Raw genomic sequence first — 26126 nt, 5'->3', positions numbered from 1 at the left:
ACTACAGCGCCGATCGGATCAGCGCCGCGGTCTCGGCCGGCCGGGCCTGGGCGACCATATGGTCGCAGTCCCATTCGAGCACGGTCAGATTCTCGCCCAGGTGCGTGGTGAGGGCGGCGCGGAACTCCGGGGTGACGAAGGGCGGCAGCACCTTCATGGCCTGCACCAGGATCGTCGGCAGGCCAGCGGGCGGCAGCACATAGTGCCGGGCCAGCTGACCCCAGTAGGAGTTGACGGCGGGCAGACTGATCCGCCAGCCGACCCGGCCGTCGGCGGTGGGCATCAGATGTTCGATGAGTTCGGCATCGAGCAGGCGCGGCTCCACCTCGCCCCAGCCGGTCGCGACTTTGTCCTGGCGGGCGTGCTCGACGGTGTCGTAGTCCGGTGAGGCCAGACTGGACAGTGCGATATCCATCAGGCGCTCCGGCTCCAGCGCGATCGCCGAATCGAGCAGGATCAGCTTGCGCACCAGGTGCGGATGCCGATGCGCCAGGTGCAGCGCACAGGCACCGCCGAAGGAGTGCGCGACGACGACCACCGGTTCGTCGGTTTCCGCAGTGAGCAGTTCGACCAGATCCTCCACGATGGTCTCGAAGTTCCACGGCGGCAATGCGGTCGAGCGACCGTGTCCGCGCAGGTCGGGGGCGATGAGCCGGACCTCGGGCAGATGTCGGGTGGCCAGTTCCTCCCAGCGTTTGCCGTGGCCGGTGACACCGTGCAGGGCCAGGACTTTCGGCCCGTCGGCGGGGCCGAACCGATATACATGGAGAGGCGACACAAGTCTCATATTGACGCATCTGGAAATCCGTCGCAGATCCAGGCGTGTGTCGGACCTCACCGATCGGTGAATCGCCCGCGTGGCGTGTCGGAGGTGTCTGTTGCAATAGCCCGCGTGGTGCGATCGGATAGCGCGGTGCGACTTGTTCGCCGGAATGTGGCGGCACCCCCGGCTCGGACCTGGGGTGCCGATGTCCGCGCGCTGCTCGATGCCGCGGCGACGGTCGGCCCGATCCGGCCGGACTGGCGGCCGTGGCAGGTGCTCGGCGGACCGGGAACCGGCAAGACGGCACTGCTGATCGATCTGGCCGCCGAGCGCATCGCCGTGGGGGCCGATCCGGAATCGGTGCTGGTACTGACCCATTCGAAGCAGGCGGCGAGCACGGTGCGCGACGCCATTACCGCCCGGCTGACCGATCCCGACGCCGCCGAGGGCGGGGTACCCGGCGCCACCAGGGAACCGCTGGTGCGCACACTGCATTCCTACGCGTTCTCGGTGCTGCGCAGACATGCGAGCGCACACGGCAATCCGCCGCCGCGTTTGCTGACCGGTGCCGAGCAGGATGCCGTGCTGCGCGAAATGCTGCGCGGCGACCTGATCGATATTGCGGCCGGGGCGAGCGGTCTGTGGCCGGAACGGCTGCAGCCCGCCCTGGGGCTCGGCGGATTCGCCGAGCAGTTGCGCGATCTCATGCTGCGGGCCACCGAACGCGGCCTCGGACCCGAGGATCTGGTGCGGCTCGGCCGCGAGCACGGTCGGCCGGAATGGGTGGCGGCGGGCAAATTCGCGGTCCGCTACGAGCAGGCGATGCTGTTGCGCTGGTCGGTCGGGGTGGAAGCGCCCGAGGCAACCGCACCGGCGCTGGATGCGGCCGAACTCGTCGGTGCCGCACTGGACGCGCTGGCCGGAGACGCCGATCTGCTTGCCGCGGAACGGAATCGGATCCGATACCTGCTGGTCGACGATGCCCAGCATCTGGATCCGCAGGCCGCGCTTCTGGTGCGGGTGATGGGTACGGCCGCCCATACGGCGGTCGTGGCGGGCGATCCGGATCAAGGTGTATTCGCCTTCCGCGGTGCGGATTCGCGCTTCGTCGCCGAACTCGCCGCGCCGGATGGGCAGCGAATCATCCTGCGGGACAACTACCGATCGGGCGGCGCGGTGGAACTGGCCGTCGCGCGGATCGCGGCCAAGTTGCCCGGCAGTGCGCCACAACGTTTTTCGGCACCCGAGCACACGACGGCACCGAAGGCCGACGACACCGAGGTGCGCGTGCGGGTACTGGCGACCCCGGCGAAGGAAGCTGCCCTGATCGCCGACCATTTGCGCCGCGCCCATCTCACCGATGGTGTGCCGTGGTCGCGCATGGCGGTGATCGTCCGCTCGGTGCCATTGTCACTGGCTCCGCTGCGCCGCGCCCTTTTGGCGGCCGGAGTGCCCGTACAACAGCCCGCACTCGACGCGCCACTGGCCCGTCGGCGCGGTGCGGCCTGGATGCTGCTCGCACTGCGCGCGGTGCTCGCCGAGGATGCGCAGCGGCGCGGGCGTCGACGTTCGGCCGAGGCAATGTTCTCGGCGGAAGACGCGTTGGATCTGCTTGCCGGCCCCCTCGGCGGCGCCGATCAGATCACTCTGCGCCGGTTACGTCGCGGTATTCGCCGCAGTGTGCTCGAGTCCGCACGCAGCGAAATCAAGGCCGCACGTGCGCGTGTGAGTTCCGCGTCGGGTGACGAATCCGATTGGGCTGCTGAGGGTTTTCCGCCGGATGAGGAGGCGTTCCCGCCGGATGAGGAGGGCTTCGGGGCGGACAGCGCAGAACGGAATGTCACGACGGCCGAACGGAATATCAGCCAAGTCGAGCGGATCACCGACGATGCCGACTGGTATGGCATCGAACCGGAATTCAGTAGTCGAGATATGGAATGGCAGAGCGACCAGTCCGAATCGGACGTCGAAGATTCCGAGCCCGATGTCGATGACCTCGAACACGTCAGCGCGGCACCGCAACGCGCAGATGCCTCCAATCGAAGCCGGGGCGCGGCCGAGGTGGCCGTTGATGACGCCACACTGGCCGCAGGTGGCGCTGAGCGGCACGCGGATGACGATGCCGAGCGCGGCGCTGGTGACGTTGAACTGGGCACATATGCCTCGGAGTGGGACGTCGACGAGGCCGGGCGGAGTGCGGATGGCGCTGAGCGGCGCGCGGACGAGGCCGAGCGGAATTCGCTACGAATCGAACAGGGGAGCACGGATGCTTCCGGCCGGAGCAGCGGCGATCCGGAAGGGGTCCCGTCGACAACCGAATCGGACGACAGCGATTCCCCATGGCGCGCATATGTCGACAAGTCTTCCGCGGAGGTGCTGCGTGACCTGCTGGTCGGCCGCGCGGATCGTCGAATTATGGAGCGGCTCACCGATGTCGAGGGGGCGCCGCTGAAGCGGGTGTTCGACGCGCTCGACCGGGCAATCAAGACTCGGCGGCGCGGCGCCGGTCTCGAGGATGTGCTGTGGGCGCTGTGGACCGGGTCGCGGCTGGAGCGTCGGTGGGTGGCGCAGTCCGAACGCGGTGGCGCGGCGGGTATGCAGGCCGATCGCGATCTCGATGCCGCTGTCGGATTATTCGATGCCGCAGCCGCTTACGTGGATCGGTTGCCCCGCGCGAGCATCGAGGGCTTTGTCGAATTCCTTGTGCAGCAGGAGATTCCGCACGACACCAGATCGCTTACCACGGCGGGGGAGGCGGTCGCGCTGCTCAGCGCGCACGCGTCCGCGGGCCGGCAGTGGGATGTGGTCGCGGTTGCCGCTGTGCAGGAAGGTATTTGGCCGAATCCGCGCCCGCGCGGCACCCTGCTGCAGACCGAGGATCTGGTCGACCTCACCGCGGGCATCGTCGACGCGGGCGAAGTGGTGAGCCGCGCGGCCCCGATCATGGCCGAGGAGCGCAGACTGCTGTTGGTCGCCTGCAGCCGGGCCCGGCGCTCGCTGCTCGTCACCGCCGTGGAATCGGTTTCGGGTGAACGTGATCTCGTACCCTCGCGGTTCCTCGCCGAACTTCTCGGCCACGATGACGACAGCGAACCCGGCGCGCTCCCGGTCGCCGACCCGGGCCGCGCCCTGGTCATGCATGCGCTGGTGGCCGAATTGCGCGGTGTCGTCTGCGATTCCGAGACCGAACCGGACCGCAGACGTCGCGCCGCCCACGAACTCGCCCGGCTGGCCCACGCCCGGGTGCCGGGTACACATCCCGACGAGTGGTATGGCACAGCCGATCTCAGCTCGTCGCGTTCCCTCTGGGATGACGACGAGACCGCGGTTGCCCTCTCTCCGTCCACCGTCGAGCTACTGCGCACCTGCCCGCTGCGCTGGGCACTGGAACGTCACGGCGGCACCGATGGCGACAACCCCCACGCCGTCAAGGGCAATCTGGTCCACACCCTCGTCCAGGCACTGGCTGGCAAGGTGCCCGAATCGCAGGTCCGCGCGGCATTGGATAAGGCATGGCAGGCCATCGATCCCGGCACCGGCTGGCATTCCCGTCAGGAACTGCGCCGCACCGAGGCCATGCTGGAGACCTTCATGGCGTGGGTGCAAAATACCCGCGGTGAATTGACCCAGGCCGGTGTGGAGGTCCCGGTCGACTGTGTACTTCCCCCTCGCACGGAAGACGAACCCGCCGTGCGGATTCGCGGCCGGGTCGACCGACTGGAGCGCGATGCCTTCGGCCGGTTCGTCATCGTCGATGTGAAGACCGGGAAGTCGCCGGTCACCAAGCAGGCCGCCGCCGACCACGCGCAGCTAGCGACCTACCAGGTTGCCGCGGCAGCAGGCGCACTCGACATCAGCCTCGGCGAGCCCACCTCCGAATCCGGTCGGGCGCAGGATGAATCCGCCCCTGCCACAGGCGAAACGGCCCCGTCCAACGGCGAGTCCGACGCTACCGCTGGCGAATTCGGCCCCGTTGCGGGAGAACCGCACAGCACCACGGGCGAACCCGGCGGTGCGCGACTGGTCTACGTCGCCAAGCCCAGCAGCAAGGAGGGCGCCACACAGCGGATGCAACCTCCGCTCGACGCCGAGGCACTGGACAAATGGCGTGGCACGATTCACGATGCGGCGGCCGCAACCCAGGGCCCGAGCTACCTCGCCATGCGCAACGATGGCTGCAGGCACTGTTCGGTCGCGGGCAGCTGCCCCGTCCAGGACACCGGAAGGCAGGTGACCGACGAATGAACGGCGCCGTATCGCCGAACCGGCTCGCGGAGGCGCTCGGCCTGCCACCACCCACCGAGGAGCAGGCCGCGGTAATTGCGGCCCCACCGGGACCGACCCTGGTCGTCGCAGGTGCGGGCGCGGGGAAAACCGAGACCATGGCCGCCCGCGTGGTGTGGATGGTCGCCAATCGTCTCGTCCTGCCCGACGAGGTACTCGGCCTGACCTTCACCCGAAAAGCCGCCCAGCAGTTGACCTCCCGTATCCGCACCCGGCTGGCCCGGCTGGCCGGTTCACCGCTGCTGCGCGACCTCGATACCGGCGGTGAGCTGCGCGCCCAACTTTCCGGCGTCGAACCCGAGATCAGCACCTACCACTCCTACGCGGGCCGACTGCTCACCCAGCACGGCCTGCTGCTGCCCGTGGAACCCGCCGCGACGCTGCTGACCGAAACCCAGCTCTGGCAGCTCGCCCACCAGGTCGTCCGCAACTGGGACGGTGACCTCGATACCGACCGCACCCCGGTCTCGGTGACCGAGGCGGTCCTCGCGCTGTCCGGCCAACTCGCCGAACATCTGGTGGAACCCGAAGAACTCGCCGAGGCCCACACCGAACTCGAAAAACTGGTCCACACCCTGCCCGCCGGCCCACGTCAACGCGGCGGACCGAGCCAGGCCCTGCAGAATATCGTCCAGGTGCAGCACGAACGTGTCGCCCTGCTGCCCCTGGTCAAACAGCTCGCCGAGGCCCTACGCCGCCGTGGCGCACTCGATTTCGGCGCCCAGATGTCCCTGGCCGCCCGCCTCGCCGCCGAACATACCGAGGTTGCCGCGGCGGAACGCGCCCGCTTCCGCCTGGTCCTGCTCGACGAATACCAGGACACCGGCCACGCCCAACGCATCCTGCTCGCCTCGCTTTTCGGCGGATTGTCCCCGCAACCGCACGCCAAGCGCCCACGAAAACCCGCCGATACCCCGCAGTCCACCGCCGACACCGGGGCCGATAGGCCTGCGTCGGATTCGCGTTCGCCGATGGACCTCGACGCTCGCCGGAGCGGGTCTGATGTTCGCGGGGGTGACTCCGACGCTCGTCGCGACGGACCCGGCGTTCACGGCGATGCGACGCAGGGGCGTCAGTCGGAGGACGAGCACAGAGCAAGCAGCCGTGCCGAACAGCGGCTGGCGGTGACCGCGGTCGGTGACCCGATGCAATCGATCTACGGCTGGCGGGGCGCATCCGCCGCCAACCTGCCCAGGTTCGCCACCGATTTCCCCAGCGCCCCAGGCATTCCCGCGCCGATCCTGCCACTGCTGACCAGCTGGCGGAACCCGCCGGAGGCACTTGCCCTGGCGAATCTGGTCGCCGAACCATTGCGTCGCAATGCCATCGACAGCGGTGGGGTAACCGTCGACGCACTGCGCGCGAAACCCGATGCCGAACCGGGTGTAGTCGCGCTGGCACTCACCGAAACCGTTGCCGACGAACGGAATTGGGTGGCGGTCCGGATCGCTGCGAAATGGGCGGCGAAACGCGAAGCAGGGGAGCCGCCGCCGACCTCGGCCGTACTGGTACGACGCAATGCCGATGCCGCCCCGCTCGCGGAAGCCCTACGCGAACAAGGACTTCCGGTGGAAATCGTCGGCCTCGGCGGTCTGCTTGCCACCCCCGAGGTCGCCGATATTGTCGCGACACTGCGGCTCGTCGCCGAACCCGGTGCGGGCAGTGCCGCCATGCGCATCCTGACCGGCGCCCGCTGGCGCATCGGCGTCGCGGACCTCGCCGCGCTCGCCCGCCGCGCCAGGGATCTGTCGATCAGCCGTCTGCACGGCAATGAAGTCGATGAAATCACCGATTCGACCGCGCTGGCCGAGGCACTGCGCGAGGTGGCGCCCGAACCGGCCGAACAGGCCGGGCTGGCCGATGCGATCGCCGATCCCGGGCCGCCGGAACAGTATTCGGAGTCCGGATTCAAACGCATCGTCGCATTGGGCCGAGAACTCGCCGCATTACGCGAGCGCAGCGGTCAGCCGCTCGCTGAACTGGTGGCGGATGTGGAGCGCACCATCGGCGTAGGCGTGGAAACCCAGGCCCGCCGCGCCATGCTCGGCGCCGGTGCCGGACGTGAACATCTGGACGCCTTCGCCGAGGTGGTCGCCGGCTATGCCAGCGATTCCGGCGCCTCGCTCGGCGGCCTGCTCGCTTTCCTCGCCGCCGCCGAATCCGTCGAGAACGGCCTGGAACCGGGCGAAGTCGAGGTTGCGCGGGACCGCGTCCAGGTGCTGACCGTGCACGCGGCCAAGGGCCTGGAATGGGAGATCGTCGCGGTACCGCACGTAACCCGCGGCGTCTTCCCCTCCGGCGCGGCCTCGGGCACCTGGCTCGGCGCACTCGCCGAACTCCCCACCTCCCTGCGCGGTGACCGCAGACAGGACGATGCCGCCGAGGGCGTCCCCGTACTCGACCTCGCTGACCTCTACGACCGCGCCGAGCTGGAACGAGCGATCAAGTCCCACAAGGAATCCCTGGACCGCCGCCGCATCGACGAAGACCGCCGCCTGTTCTATGTCGCCCTCACCAGAACCGAACGCGTCCTATTCGTTTCCGCCCACCACTGGGCCGAAACCGGCACCACCCCGAAGGGCCCATCGGACTTCCTGCTGGAACTCAAACATGCCAGCGAAGCCCCCGACAGCCCGGCCAATGGTGCAGTCACCATCGACCGCTGGGACGACGCCCCCGATGTCGATGCCGTCAACCCATTCACCGATAACCCCGCAACCGCCGAATGGCCCCGTGACCCCCTGGGCAATCGCCGCGATCCCATCGAACAGGGTGCGTCCCTCGTCCGCGCCGCCCTCGCCGAACTCGCGGCACAATCCGCCGCAGGTGTCACCGCGACGAGCCGCACGGTCCAGCCCACAACCCGCGACAAAGCCACTGCCTCAGCCGATTTCGTGGACCGCGCGCCCCATGACATCGACATGACACCGACTGTAGACCCTGCCACCGACAACTTCGCCGACCCGAAAACAACGGCCGGCCGCCCCGACGATCCCGCCGCGGTCGCACCGCAGGCCGACCCTTATGCCGACGTTCCCCCGCCCGACTTCCCCGATGCGCCCGCACCGTTCGACGACTCCTACGAACCACCCACGAGTGCCCCTGGCGCGCCGGATTTGCATAGCCCGGACGAATTCCCACTGCCCCCACACGACTTCGATCCAGCCTCCGACAAGTTCGAGCCCCCCCTCAGCGATTTCGAACCGCCTTTCGACGAATTCGAGCCCCCCTCAGACGAGGGCGAACCACCCTTCGACGAATTCGAGTCACCCCCGAACGAGTTCGGCTCATCGACCTCCGAACCCACACCGCCCCACGGCCATTCCGCCGACCACGCGCCCGATCCCGACGATCCCGACGGCTGGTCCGCCGATGTCGATGCCCTCCTCGCCGAATTCGAAGCCGACCATGCCATCGCCCAGGAGGTCGAACTCCCGGGCCAGATCGCCGCAACCGCCCTCGTCGAAATGCGCGCCGACCCAGCCAAGCTCGCCGCCCGCCTGCGCCGCCCACTGCCGTTCCCGCCGAATCCACTGGCCCGCCGCGGCACCGCCTTCCACGCCTGGGTGCAGCGCTGGTTCGCCACCGACCGCCTGCTCGGCTTCGACGAACTTCCCGGCGCCGCCGACAACACCGCCGCCGACGCGGGCCTGGACACCGAGCTGGTCACCATGCAGGAGTCCTTCCTCAACTCGCCATGGGCCCATCGCAGCCCGCTCGAAGTGGAGATCCCCTTCGAAACCTCCATCGCGGGCACGGTGATCCGCGGCCGGATGGACGCGGTCTTCGCCGGGCCCGGTGGCGGCTGGATCGTGGTCGACTGGAAAACCGGCGCCGAACCCGCACCCGCCGACGAGCCCGCGGTCGCCATGCAGCTGGCCGTCTACCGTCTGGCCTGGGCCAGGTTGATGGCGGCACGCGATCACGGCACCGAAGCGGAAATGCTCGAACGCATCGGCGCCGCATTCCATTACGTGCGCACCGGACGCACCATCGCGCCCGCCGAACTACCCGGCTCGGACGAACTGGCCGAGCTGATCAGGAATGCGGCGCCGACGCCCTCGGAATGATCCAGAGATTCACCAACCGTTCGCGTCGGCGCCAAGCGTCGCCGCCGGGACCCGGTAGGCTGCCGTGCGTGCCGGAGGGACAAGCAACGCCGCAGACGGCCGACGCCGTGGGATCGGCGAGGACAGGGGCGGGTGGGTCCGGTGTTCGGTGATCATGCACGCAGTGTCGGACTTTCCACTCGTCCGGATTTCGCGTTGGTCGGGGTGCTGCGCATCCCCGAAATCCAGACCAGCCCATGGGCTTCGCTGGTGCGCCGGGTGTTGTTCGCGATCGGCCTGCTGTTCGCCGCGGCGCTGGTTGTGTACTTCGGTCGCGGTGGGTACCACGACAATTCCGGTGACGAGCTGTCGTTCCTCGACGCCTTCTACTACGCGACGGTATCGCTGTCGACCACCGGTTACGGCGATATCGCGCCGGTGACCGCCGAGGCCAGGCTGGCCAATATCGTCATCATCACCCCGCTGCGCGTGCTCTTCCTCATCGTGCTCGTCGGTACCACCATCGGCGTGCTCACCGAGCGCTCCCGGCAGGCATTCAAGATTCAGCGTTGGAGGCGCAGCGTGCGAAATCACACCGTGGTCGTCGGATACGGGACGAAGGGCCGCACCGCGATCGATGCCATGCTCGGCGACGGCGTACAGCCCGCCGATATCGTCGTGGTCGATACCGATGCCGTCGCGCTGGAGGCGGCGGCGAATGTGGGCCTGGTGACGGTGCACGGTTCTGCCACCCAGTCCGATGTGCTCCGGTTGGCCGGTGCGCAGCGGGCCTTCTCGGTCGTGGTCGCCACCAACCGGGACGACACCGCCGTCCTGGTGACTCTCACGGCGCGCGAGCTCAATAAGAACGCCAAGATCGTGGTCGCCATCCGCGAGGCGGAGAACACCCATCTGCTGCGCCAGTCCGGTGCCGATTCGGTGGTGGTGTCCTCCGAGACGGCGGGCCGGCTGCTCGGCATCGCCACCACCACCCCGACCGTGGTGGAGATGATCGAGGATCTGCTGACCCCCGAACAGGGCTTCGCGGTCGCCGAACGCGATGTGGAACCGTCCGAGGTGGGCGGCTCCCCACGCCACCTCGGCGATATCGTGCTCGGTGTGGTGCGCGGCGGCGAGCTGATCCGGGTGGGCGAGGCCGAGGTGGACGCACTGGAGGCGACCGACAAGCTGCTCTACATCCGGCACGCAGGCCGGTAATGTCGGCGCGATAGTCTCGAACCGTGGCCTCTGGATTTCAGCTCAATGGTGTTCCACTGCTTTCGCGTTCAGTGCTCGACCGGGCCGAGGAGATCCGGGCCGACGAACAGTCGCTGAAGGAGGGCTGGGCCGAGGCCGAGTTGCTCCGGATCAATAAGCGCGGGCAGTTCCGCTTCGACGACGGTGCGCTGGTACTGGAACCGGCAGTCGAGCTGTCCGCCGAGCCGAGTCCGGCCGCGGTCTTCCTCGGCATCCATGGCGGCAAGCAGGTGTGGGCCGTGCGGGATGCCGAACTGCAGGGCACGCTGACCGATCTGCGCGCCATGGCGGGCGGTCTCGACGATCTCACCGCCGACCTGCTCACCTCCGCTATGGCCCTGCTGAACTGGCATGACAAGGCCGGATTCAATGCTGCCGACGGCACCGCATCCGTTTCGACAAAGGGTGGTTGGTCGCGGGTCACCGAGAATGGCCACGAGGAGTTCCCCCGGATTGATCCCGCCGTCATCTGCCTGATCCACGACGGCGGCGATCGGGTCCTGCTGGCCCGCCAGCACACCTGGCCGAAGACTCTGTTCTCCCTGCTCGCTGGATTCGTGGAGGCGGGGGAGTCGCTTGAGCGGTGCGTCGAGCGCGAGATGCGCGAGGAGGTCGGGCTCGACGTGCGCGACATCAGCTACCTGGGCAGCCAGCCGTGGCCGTTCCCGCGCTCGCTCATGCTCGGCTTCGCGGCCATCGCGGACCCCGATCAGCCGCTGATCTTTTCGGACGGCGAGATTGCCGAGGCCCACTGGTTCACCCGGGCCGAGGTGCGCGAGGCGCTGGCCGTCGGTGACTGGTCCGCCCAGAACCAGGGTGCGCGGCTACTGCTGCCGGGTTCGATCTCCATCGCGCGCACCATCGTGGAGTCCTGGGCCGCGCTCTGATCGAAGACACGCAAAAGCTCCGTGCGGGCCGATCGGTCCGCACGGATCAATTGCAGCCTGATCAGGCCAGGGCGGCCAATGTCTGCTTGACCGCGGCCAGCGACGGGTTCGTCGCCGTGGACCCATCCGCGAACTTCACCGTCGGCACCACATGGTTGCCGCCGTTCACACTGCCGACGAACTCGGCCGATGCGGGATCCTCTTCGATATCGATCTCGACATAGCTGATACCGGACTCGTCCAACTGCGTCTTCAGCCGTCGGCAATAGCCACACCAGGTGGTCGAGTACATCGTCAAGGTGGGGGTCACGTCAGTCACGGACCGTTCAACATTTGACGGCCCGATCCTGTTCCACCGAACTCCGAATCGGGACTTGCGAATGGATTTAGTATGCGCGCATACTAAATCCATGACTGCTACTGCGACGACCAAGTACTGGCTGGGTGTGGTCTCCCGGGAACATGTCCGACGCGGTGTCGAACTGGGGATCGCCCAGGTCAACCACGGCAAGCGGACGCCGCTCGAGCGCATGCGTCCCGGCGACGGATTCCTCTATTACTCGCCGCGCGAAGGCATGCGCAGCGGTGCGCCGATAAGGTCCTTCACCGCCATCGGCACCATCGAGGACCAGCCGGTCTGGCAGGCGGATCCGCAGGATGGCGGCTGCTTCCAGCCGTGGCGGCGCGCGGTGCACTATCGAACCGATGCTCGTGAGATCCCCATCGACGAACTGCGCGGTGAACTGGATCTGACGAGCACGCCGAATTGGGGCATGGTGTTGCGCCGTGGACTGGTCGAACTGACCGCGCACGATTTCGCGGCGATCGAACAGGCGATGATCAGTGATAGGGGAGGCGTATGAGTGAGGATCGCGGTCTGCGCAGCCGATTCGCCGAGGCCGATGAAAGTCCCGGCCTCTTGCTCTGGCAGGTGACCAATCGCTGGCAGGCCGCTCAGCGCGCGGCCCTTGCCCCCTTCGATCTCACCCACGTGCAGTTCGTCCTGCTGGCCGCGCTGACCTACCTCGCCGCCGGTCGCGACGAACCGGTGATACAACGCGATCTGGCTGCTCACGCCGCCACCGACCCGATGATGACCTCTCAGGTGTTGCGCGCACTCGAGCAGAAGGGGCTGCTGGAGCGCCGCGACCATCCACACGACCGCAGGGCCAAGGCTCTCGCCCCCACCGAAGCTGGTGTGGCGCTGGCGAATCGGGCGATAGTCGCGGTCGAGAACTGCGATCACGAATTCTTCGCGCCGCTCGACGGCGATACGAGCGCATTCGCGGGTGCACTGCGGCGCCTACGCGATCGCTAGTCGCGCGACCGAGCCTGCGAAGCGGCGGAATCCGATCCGGACCGGATCCCTTGTGGCACGACTTGTCGGCGGGCACTGCCATGATGTGTGTCGTGTCGGCAACCAGTACAAGCGAGCCCACCCGCCCGGAGTTGGACTCGCTGGACCCCGAACAAGCCGCGGCAGTCCGCGCGCCACGGGGTCCGGTCTGTGTGCTCGCCGGTGCCGGTACCGGCAAAACCAGGACCATCACCCATCGCATCGCGCACTTGGTTTCCGCCGGACACGTCAAAGCCGACCAAGTGCTCGCGGTGACATTCACCGCCCGCGCAGCGGGGGAGATGCGCAACCGCCTGCGCGCGCTCGGCCTCGGTGGCGAGGCCAACCAGGTGCAGGCCCGTACGTTCCACGCCGCCGCGCTGCGCCAGCTCAAGTACTTCTGGCCGCAGATCGTCGGCGATGTGCCGTGGCAGTTGCTCGATCGCAAATTCCCGGTCGTGGCACAGGCCGCACATCAGGCCGGGTTGTCCTCGCGCACCGAAGCCGTCCGCGATCTGCTCACCGAAATCGAATGGGCGAAGGCCACTCTCATCGCACCGGAGGACTATCCGGCGGCCGTGGCCAAACACCGTCGCGAACCGCCCTACGATCCGATGCGGGTCGCGGCGGCCTACAGCGGCTACGAGAAGTTGAAGGCGACACCGGACGGTCTGCTGCTCGACTTCGACGATCTGCTGCTGCACACCGCCGCCGCGCTGGAGGACTACCCATCGGTGGCCGACGAATTCCGCGGGCGCTACCGCAGTTTCGTGGTCGACGAATATCAGGACGTCACGCCACTGCAGCAGCGTGTGCTCGATGCCTGGCTCGGCGACCGGGACGATCTGACCGTGGTCGGTGACGCGAACCAGACGATCTACTCGTTCACCGGTGCCACCCCGAGCTATCTGCTCGACTTCTCCCGCCGCTTTCCGGAGGCGACGGTGGTCCGCTTGGAACGCGACTATCGCTCCACACCACAGGTGGTCGCACTGGCCAACCGGGTGATCGGCGCCGCCCGCGGTCGCATCGCGGGCACCCGACTGCAACTGGTCGGCCAGCGTGACGACGGCCCGGAACCGGTTTTCGCCGAATTCGACGACGGCCCGGCCGAGGCCCACGCGGTCGCGCGGTCGATCAAGAAGCTGATCGCCGCGGGCACACCAGCCGCCGAGATCGCGGTGCTCTATCGGATCAACGCGCAGTCCGAGGCCTATGAACAGGCGCTGACCGAACTCGGCATCGCCTATCAAGTCCGTGGTGGCGAAGGCTTTTTCGCGCGAAATGAGGTTAGGCAAGCCATATCTGCATTGCGTCAGGTGGCCGCTCGCGAGGATCTGCCCGACCAGTCCCGCAGTGGTAAGGCCTTGGTTACCTTGGTGCGCGCCGCACTCGCGCCGGTCGGTCTCACCGCAACCGAACCCGCGGGCGCTCAGGCGCGCGAGCGCTGGGAATCGTTGATGGCGCTGGTGCGCCTGACCGAAGAGTTGGTCGACCAAGACGACGCACTCGACCTGATCGGCCTGCTGCGCGAGTTCGCCGCGCGCGCCGAGGCCAGGCATCCACCGACCGTCCAGGGCGTAACCCTCGCGTCGTTGCATGCGGCGAAGGGCCTGGAGTGGGATGCGGTATTCCTTGTCGGCGTCGCCGACGGCACGCTGCCGATCGCGCATGTGCTCGGCGACGACGGTTCGGTCGCCGATCAGGCCGCCCTCGAAGAGGAACGGCGACTGCTCTACGTCGGTGTGACCAGGGCCCGCGAATATCTGCAACTTTCCTGGGCGCTCTCCCGTAGCGAGGGCAGTAGGCGCACGCGGCGGCGCTCCCGATTCCTCAACGGCCTGGTGCCCGACGACTCGCCGGCCTCGCGAATCGCCGCGCCGGTTGCCGATAGCGCCTCGAATGGTGTGCGCCCGACCTGCCGGGTGTGTGCCAAACCGCTGATCGGCACCTACGCCACCATGCTCGGCCGCTGCCGCCGCTGCCCGGCCGAACTCGATGCCGAGCTACTCGCGGCGCTGCAGGCGTGGCGGGAGGAGAAAGCGCAGGATCTGCGGGTGCGTGAGTTCGTGATCTTCACCGACACCACACTCACCGCGATCGCCGAGCAACTGCCCGCCGATGACAACGCGCTCGCCGCGATCCCGGGAATCGGGGCGAAGAAGCTCGAGCAATACGGTGCCGAGGTGTTATCGATAGTGGCATCACGGCTGCGGTCAAGCCCACAAAACCGCAGGTAGAAAATAGGTTGTCGCAATGAGCGGCAACACATATGGTGGGATTCACGCACCGGGAGGTCATCTCGGCGCGCAGAGTTACCGACACGAGTACAGGAGGGAGGCAGACCGATGAATGGCAATACGAACTTCAGCGCCACTGGCGTTGCGGTGAATGCTGCGCCCGTTATGTCCGCCTCCCGGGGGATCCTCGCAAGCAGCGCTCATGTGCGCGACCTGCAAGCAGTCGCTTTGCCGGGGATCGGTCTGTCCGGTGTCGACGTACGCGGGGATCACGGCAAAGCCATGAGCATGCATTCCCCGATTTGCGTCGTCATTCAGGACAAGCCCAGCGCGGGCTGGCACCCGGCATTTGCCCACACGGCAGAAGCCGGCGTCTTCGCAGTTGAGGCCGGATATGCACCGGCAGATCTGCAGGCACGCCTCCGCCGCACCGCACACCCAGCGACCGTGATCAGGATTCGACAGAGATGTCGAACTAGGTAGGGAACACTCCCCGACCTCCTGGCCACGGATCGCCCGAAGCGAAACCGTGGCCAGTATTTTTTTACCGGCCCTTCAGCCATCACCGGCCTCGGTTTCGCGGAACGAACGAACGTACCGCTGCAAACGAGCTGAAGGAGAACGACGTGTTCACCGCAGAGAGGCCACAAGCCACTACTGACGTGACATGCCGAACCGTGGCACGGCCCACCCGCCCCCGGGAGGTCACAAAGGTCCTGCCTTGTCGAGCCGGAGATCCCGATCTCTGGTTCGCCGAGAGCCCGGTCCAGTTGGAGCAGGCCAAGGCGCTGTGCGCGTCTTGCCCCATCCGAAAGGGCTGCCTGACCGCGGCCATGGATCGGCGCGAGCCGTGGGGTGTCTGGGGCGGTGAGATCTTCGACCAGGGTGTCGTGATCGCCCGCAAGCGCCCGCGTGGACGTCCACGCAAGGTCGCGATCTCGGTATGAGATCTGCGATTCCCTCCCTCCGGTCGCTGAGGCCTATCCGGCCGGTTCGGATTCGGGCAGGGCCCAGGAACGAGAAAGCAAACAAGCCGCTCACCGTGAGATCCGGTGGGCGGCTCGTTTGCGTTCTCGGCCAAACTTTTTCGGCTTTCAGCTGGCGGAGCGCTCCTCACGGAAGCCGGGCATCCACGCCCGCACCAATTGCATGAACGGCAGCTCCGCATCGAGCTGGGCCAGGATGCCGACCGAACCGCCGAGCACCCGGAAGATCATCACGTACTGCGCGGGCAGTTGCAGTGCCCGCGCGGTTTTCATATCCGGACTGCTGAACTCGGAGGCCTTACCGGCCACCCGCTGCATCCACCTGCGGGTGAAGTGGAACGAATCGGTCTGGATCGGGTCGGTGAACGGCCGCAGGTAGTCGGCGATCTCCTGATCGGTAACGGTCCGGCCCGGAATCACCCAGCCGTTGTCGTACATGAGCTCGACCAGTTCATCGAAGCGTTCGTCGAGTTCCAGGGCCAGCATCCGGCCGAGGACCTCGGGGAAGCCGTCCGGCATGGGCGCGCAGGCACCGAAATCGATGACGGCCAGTTTGCCGTCGGGCAGCATCATGAAGTTGCCGGGATGCGGATCGGCGTGCAGCAGACCCACGGTCTCCGGCGAGGAAAAGTGGAATTTGCCCATCAATGCGGCGACCCGATTGCGCAGCGCCCGCGTGCCCTCCGGATCCTCGGCCCCCTGCTTGATGATCTGTGAGACCGGAGTGCCGTCCAACCATTCGGTCACGATCACCTTCGGCGCGCTGGCCACCACCTTCGGCACCACGATCTCCGGATGTCCATCGAAGGCCTTGGCGAAGGTGCGCTGGTTGGCGGCCTCGTTGCGGTAGTCGAGTTCCTCCTCGGTGCGCTCGGTGATCTCGGCCAGCAGCGGCTTCACATCCGCGCCCGGAATCACCGAGGCGATCAGACCGGTCATCCGCGACAGTGTCTTGAGGTCGGCGCGCAGCGCCTGGTCGGCGCCCGGATACTGCACCTTCACCGCGACGGTCCGGCCATCGGACCACACCGCCTTGTGCACCTGGCCGATGCTCGCCGATGCCGCGGGGGTGTCGTCGAAGGATTGAAAGCGCTGCCGCCACTGGGTGCCGAGCTGCTGGTCCAGGACCCGGTGCACGGTCTCGGCGGGCATCGGCGGCGCGGCGGCCTGCAGTTTGGTGAGTGCCTCGCGATAGTGCTCGCCGAACTCCTCGGGAACCGCGGCCTCCATGACGCTCAGCGCCTGACCGAACTTCATCGCACCGCCCTTGAGCTCACCGAGCACGGTGAACAATTGCTCGGCGGCCTTCTGGTTCAACTGGGCGTTGATCTCCCCCTTATCGCCACCGGCCAGCTTCTTACCGAACCCGACAGCGGCTCGTCCGGCGATACCCAGCGGAATCTTGGCTAACTTGGCATTGCGGGACGAGCGACGGCGCACGATCTCAGACACGTACCCATCATGGCGGACGGACCCGTGCAATCGCCACGCCAATCTTGATGTCTCTGCTTGGCGGACTGTAAGAATCGACACCCTCATCCAGTGCTACCAGCGAGAATTCGGCGGCATCCGCAGCCGTCGTGCGGCGGCCATTCCCGGCGCGAGATCCGGTGCGTATCGAGTTCGAGTTCGATCGTGGTGTTCATGGTGTCGAGTTGACGCTCGGGGGAACAGTGCATGATCGCTTCGAGTTCGCCGAGCAGCAAAGCCGCCGTCGCCAGGATTCCGGCAGGTGATGCGTGCCCGACCCGACCGAGCAATTGGCTCGCCAGCTGCGGCCACTCCGGGTCGTACTCGCAGCGGGTCAGGTCGAGGCAGCGCAGACAGCTCGTCAGGCCGGGAAAGACCAGCGGACCGACGATACCCTTGTTGCCATCGCGAATCCGGACCTGCAGATGCGGAATCCCGTGCAGCACCAGCTCATTGGCCAGGCGCGGTTCGATGACGAGCGAATCGGCCAGCACCACGAGTTCACCGTGCCAATCCAGCACCGAACTGTCGCCGCGGTAGCCGCGCGATCGGATCGGGCGCAGTCCGAGCCGCCGCAACCCGGTCGCGACCGCATCCGAGAGCGGCCCGAGCCCGTGCACCCGCACCGAACGCACCCGCCCCAGCCGCGGATCCGGATGCAGCAGCAGCCCTGCGTCACCGATGCGATTCAGCAGCTCCGCCGCGTCCTCGGGTTCGATCCCACATTCCCCGGCCCGCCAGATGACCTGCGGGCGACTGTGCATGCCGTCCAGCAGCCGCAGAAACGCCAGCACGGTGTCGGTATCCAATGCGGTCCGATCGAGTAGCAGCGCCCGCTCCGGATCCCACCCCAACTGCACGACCCCGGACGACCGCACCAATACCGTCACTCGCGGCGCCAGCATCGGCCCGCACATCCGCCTCGTCGTCATGGCAGCAGTATGCGGATCGGGTCACCGGCGAATCAGCGCGAAACCTGCAGTAATCCACAGGAATTCGCGCTTATCAACAGGACACGTCTCAGGACGCGTCGGTGTCCTTGCCGAGGTTGGGGCCGGATTCACCGTCACCCTTCGCGGCCTCGCGTTCGGCCTTTTCGCGTGCCTCGGTTTCGGCCAACTGGGCCAGCGGATCGTCGAAGGCGTCCACGCCGCCGCCGATCACCGAATCGATGAAGCCCGCGGAGGAGTCCAGATCATTGGAATCCGGCAGCAGATCCGGATGCGCCCAGATGGCGTCCCTCGCGTCGATGCCCGCATCGGCGGTCAGCCGCCGCCACAGCGCCGCCGCCTCGCGCAGCTTGCGGGGCCGCAGCTCGAGTCCGACCAACGTCGCGAATGTCTGCTCGGCCGGACCGCCGGTGGCACGGCGGCGGATCAGGGTCTCGGCGAGTGCACCCGCTCCCGGCAGGCGGTCACCGATCGCCTCGGTGACCACGACCTGCACCCAGCCCTCGATCAGGGCCAGCAGCGTTTCCAGCCGCTCCAGGGCCTGCTTCTGTTCCGGGGTGGTCTGCGGTTCGAACGCGCCCTGGGACAGGATCTCCTCGAGCTTCGAGGGATCGGTCAGCGACATCGGGTCGATATTCTGGGCCGCCGACTCCAGTGCGGAGAAGTCCATCTTGATGCCGCGCGCATAGTCCTCGACCGCGCCGAGCACCTGCTGACGCAGCCACGGCACATGTCCGAACAGGCGCTGGTGGGCGGCCTCGCGGGCCGCGAGGAAGACCAGGATCTCGCTTTCCGGCTGCTCGAGTCCGGCGCTGAACTCCGAGATGGCCGCGGGCAGCAGCGCCGCGGTGCCGGTCGGGCCGAGCGGCAGTCCGATATCGGTGGAGGTCAGCACCTCCTTGGCGAGTTGGCCGAGGGCCTGCCCGAGCTGGGAGCCGAAGGCGAGTCCGCCCATCTGCCCGAGCATGCCGACCATCGGACCGGCGAACTCGCGCGCCTCCTCCGGCAACTGTGCGGTCCACATGCCGGAGATCTGCTCGGCCACCGGATCACAAAGCCGCTTCCAGGTCGGCAGCGTTTCCTCGATCCAATCGTTGGCGGTCCAGGCCGCGGTTCTGGGGGCGCCCGCGGGCAATGTGGTCGCGCCGTCCAGCCACAGTTCGGCCAGGTGCGCGGCATCGGCGACGGCCTTGACCGTGCTTTCGGATACCGGCGTCACGCTCGTGCCGAGCTGCTGGCGGGCCAACCGCTTGGCCACGTCGTAGTTGACCGGGCCGGACTGCGCCGACCCCGGCTGTCCCATCCCACTGAGCATCTGTCCGAGCGAGGTGAGCATCTGTCCGAGCTGGGCCGGATCGAAGCCGCCCGCGCCTGCCCCACCTAAGCCGAACGGATCGTTCGCCCCGGCACCGCTCGGCTCGTCGCCGCGGTTGCGGTCGTCGTCATCGCGGTTCGAGAATCCGAAGGGGAGGTCACTCATACCCCAAACATTACGCGTGTGGTGTAGGGGGTCGATGTTCGCGCGGCGCGAAATCTCCGGCACGCGTACGCCGGTAAATATGCGCCTCGCACGACCCGGCGCGGCGGCGATCATTACTGTGGTCCAGGTGAATCGTCGGATCCTGACCCTGGTGGCCGCCCTGATCCCGGTGCTCGTCCTCGGTGTGGTGGGCAGTCTGCTCACTGTGCCCTTCGTCGCACTCGGGCCGGGACCCACGTTCAATACCCTCGGCTCGGTCGACGGCAAGCAGGTCGTCGACGTCCGCGGCGCCGAAGTGGACCCGGTGACCGGTCACCTGAATATGACGACGGTCTCGGTGCGCGACGGACTCAACATCTTCGAGGCGTTCGGGTTCTGGGTCAGCGGTGAGCACGGCCTGGTTCCGCGCGCCGAGGTGTACCCGCCCGGCGTCCCGCGCGAGGAGATCGACAAGTCCAACCAGCAGGACTTCAAGGATTCCGAGGGCAATGCCGAGGTGGCGGCGCTGCACTTCATGAACCTGCCGACGGTGGTGCTGGTGCGCAAGGTCTCCGACGACGGCCCGGCCAAGGAGACGCTGCGCGCCGGTGACGAACTGGTCAGCGTCAACGGCGCACCGATGACCGCGCCCAAGGATGTCGTCGCCGCGGTGTCCTCACAGGCGCCCGGCGCGCAGATCACCGTGACCTACCGGCGTGAGAACACCGAACAAACCGCGACCATTACCCTGGCCGCCCGCCCCGACGACGCGAACAAGGGCTACCTCGGCCTGACCCCGACCGAGGGTGCGCGCCCGCCGATGGAGGTCTCGTTCAATCTCGCCGATATCGGTGGGCCGTCGGCCGGTCTGATGTTCAGCCTCGCGCTGATCGATAAGCTCACCCCCGGTGAACTGGACGGCGGCAAGTTCGTCGCCGGGACCGGAACGATCGATCAGGACGGCAAGGTCGGCCCGATCGGCGGCATCCAGTACAAGATGATGGCCGCGCGCGACGCCGGTGCGGAGACCTTCCTGGTTCCGGCCGCCAACTGCAATGAGGCCAAACAGCGCACACCCGACGGCCTGCGCTTGGTGAAGGTCGAAAACCTCAGCGGTGCAGTGCAATCCCTCAACGACATCAACGCGGGTCGGGAGACCGTCTCCTGCGGCTGATCACTCCATTGTGTGGTGCAGTGCCTCGATGAGGTTGGGCGCCAGATTCGGATAGGTGCGCAGGTCGAGATCGCCGAAGTCGTCGACATCGTCCTCGGGCTTGACCTGCAGCAGGCACAGATCCGCGCCGGTGCGAAGTACCGCGGCGAACAGCCGGGCCGTGCGCCGCCCCGGATGCGTCTCGGCTGCGGCGCGCGCGGCGGCGTCGGCGGCCTCGTGATCGGCGAGCAGCGGGGTGAGCGCATCGTCGAGGGTGCTCTCGGCATCCGGCGGCAGCACGACGATCTCCTGGACGAGCACACAGCCGCTCACGGCCTCGGGCCAACTGGTGGTCGCGAGGAATTCGTCCAGCGCCATCGATCCGCCGGTGATGTCTTCCGGGAACGACTCCTGCGCGATGGGAGTCAGCTCGCTGCCCTGATCCAGCTGATCGAGCAACCCGGGCTCGGCCGCGACCAGATCGGCCGTCGGCACCAGCGCGAACATCTGCGGCGGTCTGCCCCAACCCTCGGCATCGGCGAATTCCGCCACTTCACGGACGGAACGGGCGAGGACGAGTTCGGCGTGCAGATCAGCGGTCACACTGGACATCCTTCCACCAGCAACCATGTGTATGCAGCGAGGGCAGGGTGATCTCGGAACCACGACGGAGCGAGTTTTACGAGCGACCCGTTCGCGGCCCGTCTCGCGTCCGAGTCGTCGAAGCGCATGCGCCGCAGGCGCGAGTCTCGACGACTCGGACGCGAGACACCAGGGGGCCGCGAACACGCCGCGCCGGAGGCGCGGCAAATTAGACAGAGCACACGCAGCGCCGAAGGCGCTGCCACTGTCACAGCCCGATTCCGTAGAGTGGGCCGAAACGGTCCGCTTTGGACCATCTGCAACATCGGACTGCGGTGTCACGGCCGAGAACATCGGCGCGCGCGCCGCCGGACCTTGGAGAGTGGCATCGTGGGCATGCGGCCCCCCACCGGCTTACCTTCGTTGTCCCGACGCAGCCGAGTGCTGCTGGTGGCGGCCATCATTCTGGCGGCGCTGCTGCTGCTGGGACCGCGGTTTACCGACACCTATACGAACTGGTTGTGGTTCGGCGAGGTCGGTTTCCGCAACGTCTATCTCACCGTGCTGCGCACGCGGATCCTGTTGTTCATCGTCGTCGCGCTGTTCGTCGGTCTCGTCGTCTGGTTGGCGCTGCTGCTGGCCTACCGGACCAGGCCGGTATTCGTGCCGGTGGCGGGGCCGAACGATCCGATCGCGCGCTACCGCACCACGGTGATGAGCCGGCTCAAGCTGTTCGGCATCGGCATCCCGCTGCTGCTCGGCGTGCTGTCCGGTCTGGTGGCGCAGTCGAATTGGGTGACCGTGCAGCTGTTCCTCAATGGCGACTCGTTCGGCCAGAAGGATCCGCAGTTCGGCCTCGATGTCGGGTTCTATGCCTTCGATCTGCCGTTCTACCGGATGGTGCTGAACTGGCTGTTCGTCGCGGTGGTCATCGCATTTTTCGCCAGCCTGGTGACGCACTATGTCTTCGGCGGTCTGCGCCTGACCGGGCGCGAGGGCACGCTGACCCGACCCGCGCGCATCCAGCTCGCGGTGATCGCCGGAATCTTCGTGCTGCTCAAGGCGATTGCCTACTGGTTCGACCGCTACGAGCTGCTGTCGAGCAGTCGTAAGGAGCCGACCTTCACCGGTGGTTCCTACACCGATATCAACGCCGTGCTGCCCGCGAAGCTGATCCTGCTGTCCATCGCGGTGATCTGTGCGATCGCCTTCTTCGCCGGTATCGTGCTGCGCGATCTGCGGGTGCCCGCGATGGCGGCCGCGCTGCTCGTGCTCTCCTCGGTCCTGGTGGGCGCGGTATGGCCGCTGGTCGTCGAGCAGTTCTCGGTGCGCCCGAACGCCGCGGACAAAGAGAGTGAATACATCGAACGCAATATCGCCGCGACCAGACAGGCGTTCGGCATCACCTCGGACAAGATCGAGTACAAGGACTACAAGGGCGACAGTTCGAAGAGCCCGCTGGAAGTTCCGGTCGACGCGGCGACCATCGGCAATGCCCGCCTGCTCGACCCGAATATCTTGTCGCCCACCTTCACTCAGCTCAAGCAGCTGAAGAACTTCTACGGCTTCCCGGAGTCGCTGGATATCGACCGCTACGCCCTCAACGGCGATACCCAGGACTACATCGTGGCCGCCCGCGAACTGCACCCGTCGGCGCTGAGCGGTAATCAGACCGACTGGATCAACAAGCACACCGTCTACACCCACGGCAACGGCTTCGTCGCGGCGCCCGCCAACCGGGTCAACCGGCCGCAGTACGAGGACCCCAACGCCAATACCGGCGGCAGCAGTGACAGCGGCTATCCGATCTTCCTGGTCAGCGACCTGTTCAACTCGACCGACCAGCAGCAGATCAAGGTCGACCAGCCACGCGTCTACTACGGCGAGCTGATCTCGCAGTCCAATCCGGACTACGCGATCGTCGGCGCCGTGAACGGTTCGCAGCCGCGCGAATACGATTCCGACACAGCGCAATTCACCTACAGCGGCAAGGGTGGCGTGTCGATCGGGAACTGGTTCAACCGGTTGGCCTTCGCGGCCAAGTACACCGAGCGCAATCTGCTGTTCTCCTCGGCCATCGGGGACAACTCCAAGATCATCTTCAATCGCAGTCCGCGCGAGCGGGTGCAGAAGGTCGCGCCGTGGCTGACCACCGACGGCAATGCCTATCCGGCAGTTGTCAACGGCCGGATCCAGTGGATTGTCGACGCGTACACCACGCTGGACAACTACCCGTACGCGCAGACCACCTCGCTGGAGGGCGCGGTCGAGGACAGCATCGATAAGAAGACCGGAAGGCTGTTGCCGCGCAAGGAGGTCAGCTACATCCGCAACTCGGTGAAGGCCACCGTCGACGCCTACGACGGCACGGTGACCCTCTACGAGGTGGACTCCACCGACCCGGTGCTGAAGGCCTGGCGCGGTGTCTTCCCTGGCGCGGTCAAGCCGGAGAGCGAGATCTCACCGGAACTGCGCGCGCACTTCCGCTATCCCGAGGATCTGTTCAAGGTGCAGCGCGAAATGCTGACCAAGTACCACGTGGACAATCCGCGAGAGTTCTTCACCAACAACGCTTTCTGGTCGGTACCGAGCGATCCGACTACCGAGGGCGGCACCTTCAATCAGCCACCGTATTACGTGCTGCTGGGTGATGCGTCGGCGAACAATAAGCCGGTATTCAATCTGACCAGCGCTATGGTCGGCTACAACCGGCAGTTCCTGTCCGCCTATATTTCGGTGCGATCGGATCCGGACGGCTACGGCAAATTCACGATCTTGCAATTGCCGACCGATACGCAGACGCAGGGTCCGCAGCAAACGCAGAACAGTATGACGACGGCGCCTGAAGTCTCCAGTCAGAAAACACTGCTGTCGAACTCGAACAAGATCAGATATGGCAATCTGCTGACCTTGCCGATCGCCGACGGCGGAATCCTTTATGTGGAGCCGTTTTACAACGAGCGAAATACCGGGGCGGGCAGTTCCACCTTCCCGCAGCTGCTGCGGGTACTGGTGAGCTATCGCGATGTGGCGGGCAGTGTGAAGGTCGGCTTCGCCTCCACCCTGGCCGATGCGCTGAATCAGGTGCTCCCGGGTACCGGTTCGCTGGCCACCCCGTTCGGCGGTGATCCGGCGAGCAGGCCGAAACCGGGTACCACGCCACCGACGGATCACGGCGCCACGCCACCGACGCAGGGCACGACACCGCCGACTCAGGGCACTACGCCGCCGCCGGCGACCGGATCCGCTGCCAAGGATGCCGCGGCCGCGGAGCTGAGCAAGAAGATCGAGAGTGTGCGAAATTCCATGAAGTCCGGGAACTTCCAGGACTTCGGCAAGGCGCTGGAGGAGCTGGACGCTGCGGTGAAGGCGTATCAGGACGCCGGTCGCTGATCCGATGAGAACGGCCCCGTCACCCGTTTCGGGTGGCGGGGCCGTTCTCATCGACGTCGAGCCGACGCCGATCTCGGCGCCGTTGCCGAGTGACGTCGGATTCTTACGTCAGCGACCGAACGAGTCGATCAGTACACCGTTCTGGTCCAGCAGCTGCTGGTACTGGCCCTCGAGGCCGTTCTGCTTGGCCAGCTGGTAGCCCGCGGACTTGGCCTGCTCGATGGCGGACTTGACATTGGTGGCCGGGGCAGGGGCGGCTTCGGCGGGGGCGGCGGGCTCCGGCTCGACGACGGCCGGGGCGCTCGGCTCGGACTCGCCGGTACGCAGGTACTGACCGCAGACCGGCCAGGCGCCCGCACCCTGGGTGGCGAGCACATTCTCGGCCACCCGGATCTGCTCTTCTTTGCTGGCATGATTGGCGGAACCGGCGCCACCGTTGGCCGCCCAGGTGCTCTGCGAGAACTGCAGACCGCCGTAGTAGCCGTTTCCGGTGTTGATACCCCAGTTGCCACCGCTTTCGCACTGCGCGACGCCATCCCAATTGTGGGTCGGGGCGGCGGCTGCGGTGCCGGTGGAAAGACCGAACGGGACGGCAACGATTGCGCCGGTGACAGCGGCATAGCCGAGGGCGCGGGTGCTGAGCTTTCGGTGCTTCGACATGTTGTATTCCCTCCCTGCGCCCACCGCCCCCGGTAATGCGAAATCCGAGTCCCTGCCCCCAGGTGTGTCGGGGATCCTCGAACCGCGGGACAGGGTCGCCGGTGTTCGGCGGTTCGAGTTCGAGCCCATCACGTTTGATCCGGGCCGTGAACCGACGGTAACGAAGAAATCTCGGCAGATCACATCTTGATAACTTCCCCATTGCGTGATGCGAATAATGGGTATACCAGTGTTTGCGCAGGTCGCAAATGCCATAAGAATGGATTCTGGACGGTCGGTTATAGCACCGTTATGTGTTCGGGATCACTACGAAATAGTGGCCCAGGTCACGTTTGAAACCATTGGTCAACCGGCCTGCTGCGTTCTGGGTGACTTTCGCCGCCGCCCTTGGTCGGGTTCGGTGGACGGATTCGGCAGCTGCCCGTTATCGCCCTCTCGGAACCGCCTGTGCGCAACCTCGCGACGCTCGCCGCCGCCCCGCGTCCGACCCGCTGACCAGGGCAAACCCCCTGAAAGGTAAGCGATTTGCCTTCCGTGCGTAGACGTGTGTAATGTTGTGTTTACCGACGCGGGGTGGAGCAGCTCGGTAGCTCGCTGGGCTCATAACCCAGAGGTCGCAGGTTCAAATCCTGTCCCCGCTACAAGGGAAAACGGCCC

The 26126-nt window shown here is 66.7% G+C and carries 17 protein-coding genes and 1 tRNA gene; 11 read left to right on the top strand and 7 right to left on the bottom strand.

The annotated features are described in order from the left end of the window. Position 1 precedes the first annotated feature (1 nt). A complete protein-coding gene (locus tag OIE68_RS23900; protein WP_327093355.1) occupies positions 2–787 on the bottom strand; it encodes an alpha/beta hydrolase in 786 nt (261 codons plus the stop codon). A 108-nt stretch (positions 788–895) separates the two neighbouring features. On the opposite strand from OIE68_RS23900, the gene OIE68_RS23895 reads away from it, so the two are divergent. The 4 genes from OIE68_RS23895 to nudC all read left to right on the top strand — a co-directional run bounded on the left by OIE68_RS23895 (position 896) and on the right by nudC (position 11240). Beyond that, entirely contained in the window at positions 896–5008 is a 4113-nt protein-coding gene (locus OIE68_RS23895; protein WP_327101774.1) for a PD-(D/E)XK nuclease family protein, read from the top strand. Then, entirely contained in the window at positions 5005–9117 is a 4113-nt protein-coding gene (locus tag OIE68_RS23890; protein ID WP_327093354.1) for an ATP-dependent helicase, read from the top strand. The genes OIE68_RS23895 and OIE68_RS23890 overlap by 4 nt, the downstream gene beginning before the upstream one ends. Positions 9118–9258: 141 nt before the next feature. Continuing rightward, positions 9259–10314 (top strand): potassium channel family protein, encoded by a 1056-nt coding sequence (locus OIE68_RS23885; protein ID WP_327093353.1) that lies wholly within the window; start codon positions 9259–9261, stop codon positions 10312–10314. 23 nt (positions 10315–10337) lie between these two features. After that, complete coding sequence (gene nudC, locus OIE68_RS23880; RefSeq protein WP_327093352.1) at positions 10338–11240, top strand: NAD(+) diphosphatase; 903 nt, start codon at positions 10338–10340, stop codon at positions 11238–11240. Between the two features lie 61 nt (positions 11241–11301). Here the strand turns inward: nudC and OIE68_RS23875 are convergent, their stop codons facing one another. Continuing rightward, positions 11302–11532 (bottom strand): mycoredoxin, encoded by a 231-nt coding sequence (locus OIE68_RS23875; protein WP_327101773.1) that lies wholly within the window; start codon positions 11530–11532, stop codon positions 11302–11304. Positions 11533–11650: 118 nt separating this feature from the next. Between OIE68_RS23875 and OIE68_RS23870 the strand changes: the two genes are divergently transcribed. The 4 genes from OIE68_RS23870 (at position 11651) to OIE68_RS23855 (ending at position 15763) form a co-directional block, all read left to right on the top strand. Further along, complete coding sequence (locus tag OIE68_RS23870) at positions 11651–12103, top strand: EVE domain-containing protein (protein ID WP_327093351.1); 453 nt, start codon at positions 11651–11653, stop codon at positions 12101–12103. Further along, positions 12100–12558: a MarR family winged helix-turn-helix transcriptional regulator gene (locus OIE68_RS23865; RefSeq protein ID WP_327093350.1), complete on the top strand. Its 459-nt coding sequence runs from the start codon at positions 12100–12102 to the stop codon at positions 12556–12558. The genes OIE68_RS23870 and OIE68_RS23865 overlap by 4 nt, the downstream gene beginning before the upstream one ends. A gap of 80 nt (positions 12559–12638) precedes the next feature. Continuing rightward, positions 12639–14816, top strand: a complete 2178-nt coding sequence (locus OIE68_RS23860; protein ID WP_419150554.1) for an ATP-dependent DNA helicase UvrD2 — start codon at positions 12639–12641, stop codon at positions 14814–14816. 626 nt (positions 14817–15442) lie between these two features. Further along, positions 15443–15763 (top strand): WhiB family transcriptional regulator, encoded by a 321-nt coding sequence (locus OIE68_RS23855; RefSeq protein ID WP_373864748.1) that lies wholly within the window; start codon positions 15443–15445, stop codon positions 15761–15763. Between the two features lie 147 nt (positions 15764–15910). Here the strand turns inward: OIE68_RS23855 and OIE68_RS23850 are convergent, their stop codons facing one another. The 3 genes from OIE68_RS23850 to OIE68_RS23840 form a co-directional block, all read right to left on the bottom strand. Next, positions 15911–17254, bottom strand: coding sequence for an ABC1 kinase family protein (locus tag OIE68_RS23850; RefSeq protein ID WP_327093349.1), 1344 nt, complete (start codon positions 17252–17254; stop codon positions 15911–15913). Positions 17255–17337: 83 nt separating this feature from the next. After that, complete coding sequence (locus tag OIE68_RS23845; protein WP_327093348.1) at positions 17338–18204, bottom strand: hypothetical protein; 867 nt, start codon at positions 18202–18204, stop codon at positions 17338–17340. 88 nt (positions 18205–18292) lie between these two features. Beyond that, on the bottom strand, positions 18293–19702 hold the full coding sequence (locus OIE68_RS23840; RefSeq protein ID WP_327093347.1) for a zinc-dependent metalloprotease: 1410 nt from the start codon (positions 19700–19702) through the stop codon (positions 18293–18295). 127 nt (positions 19703–19829) lie between these two features. Between OIE68_RS23840 and OIE68_RS23835 the strand changes: the two genes are divergently transcribed. Continuing rightward, the gene (locus OIE68_RS23835) at positions 19830–20855 is read left to right on the top strand and encodes a PDZ domain-containing protein (protein WP_327101771.1); all 1026 of its coding nucleotides are present in this window, start codon (positions 19830–19832) and stop codon (positions 20853–20855) included. Here OIE68_RS23835 and OIE68_RS23830 read toward each other — a convergent pair whose 3' ends face one another. Further along, a complete protein-coding gene (locus tag OIE68_RS23830) occupies positions 20856–21446 on the bottom strand; it encodes a PPA1309 family protein (RefSeq protein ID WP_327093346.1) in 591 nt (196 codons plus the stop codon). Between the two features lie 360 nt (positions 21447–21806). Here OIE68_RS23830 and OIE68_RS23825 point away from each other — a divergent pair, with 360 nt between their 5' ends. Continuing rightward, positions 21807–24809 carry a UPF0182 family protein gene (locus tag OIE68_RS23825; protein WP_327093345.1) on the top strand — a complete coding sequence of 1001 codons (3003 nt, stop codon included), beginning with the start codon at positions 21807–21809 and terminating at the stop codon, positions 24807–24809. A gap of 108 nt (positions 24810–24917) precedes the next feature. Here OIE68_RS23825 and OIE68_RS23820 read toward each other — a convergent pair whose 3' ends face one another. Then, positions 24918–25469 carry a transglycosylase family protein gene (locus OIE68_RS23820; RefSeq protein WP_327093344.1) on the bottom strand — a complete coding sequence of 184 codons (552 nt, stop codon included), beginning with the start codon at positions 25467–25469 and terminating at the stop codon, positions 24918–24920. Between the two features lie 567 nt (positions 25470–26036). Between OIE68_RS23820 and OIE68_RS23815 the strand changes: the two genes are divergently transcribed. Next, a tRNA-Met gene (locus OIE68_RS23815) sits at positions 26037–26110 on the top strand. Positions 26111–26126 lie beyond the last annotated feature (16 nt).

Origin of the sequence: Nocardia vinacea, from assembly GCF_035920345.1 — a bacterium.
In the GTDB taxonomy this organism is placed as follows: domain Bacteria; phylum Actinomycetota; class Actinomycetes; order Mycobacteriales; family Mycobacteriaceae; genus Nocardia; species Nocardia vinacea_A.
This window is presented reverse-complemented; position numbering and strand designations above follow the sequence as displayed.

Coding starts and splice junctions, on each gene's coding strand:
- OIE68_RS23900 (WP_327093355.1), bottom strand. CDS start 787: ATGAGACTTGTGTCGCCTCTCCATGTATATCGGTTCGGCCCCGCCGAC.
- OIE68_RS23890 (WP_327093354.1), top strand. CDS start 5,005: ATGAACGGCGCCGTATCGCCGAACCGGCTCGCGGAGGCGCTCGGCCTG.
- OIE68_RS23875 (WP_327101773.1), bottom strand. CDS start 11,532: ATGTACTCGACCACCTGGTGTGGCTATTGCCGACGGCTGAAGACGCAG.
- OIE68_RS23870 (WP_327093351.1), top strand. CDS start 11,651: ATGACTGCTACTGCGACGACCAAGTACTGGCTGGGTGTGGTCTCCCGG.
- OIE68_RS23865 (WP_327093350.1), top strand. CDS start 12,100: ATGAGTGAGGATCGCGGTCTGCGCAGCCGATTCGCCGAGGCCGATGAA.
- OIE68_RS23860 (WP_419150554.1), top strand. CDS start 12,639: ATGATGTGTGTCGTGTCGGCAACCAGTACAAGCGAGCCCACCCGCCCG.
- OIE68_RS23845 (WP_327093348.1), bottom strand. CDS start 18,204: ATGACGACGAGGCGGATGTGCGGGCCGATGCTGGCGCCGCGAGTGACG.
- OIE68_RS23840 (WP_327093347.1), bottom strand. CDS start 19,702: ATGAGTGACCTCCCCTTCGGATTCTCGAACCGCGATGACGACGACCGC.
- OIE68_RS23830 (WP_327093346.1), bottom strand. CDS start 21,446: ATGTCCAGTGTGACCGCTGATCTGCACGCCGAACTCGTCCTCGCCCGT.
- OIE68_RS23820 (WP_327093344.1), bottom strand. CDS start 25,469: ATGTCGAAGCACCGAAAGCTCAGCACCCGCGCCCTCGGCTATGCCGCT.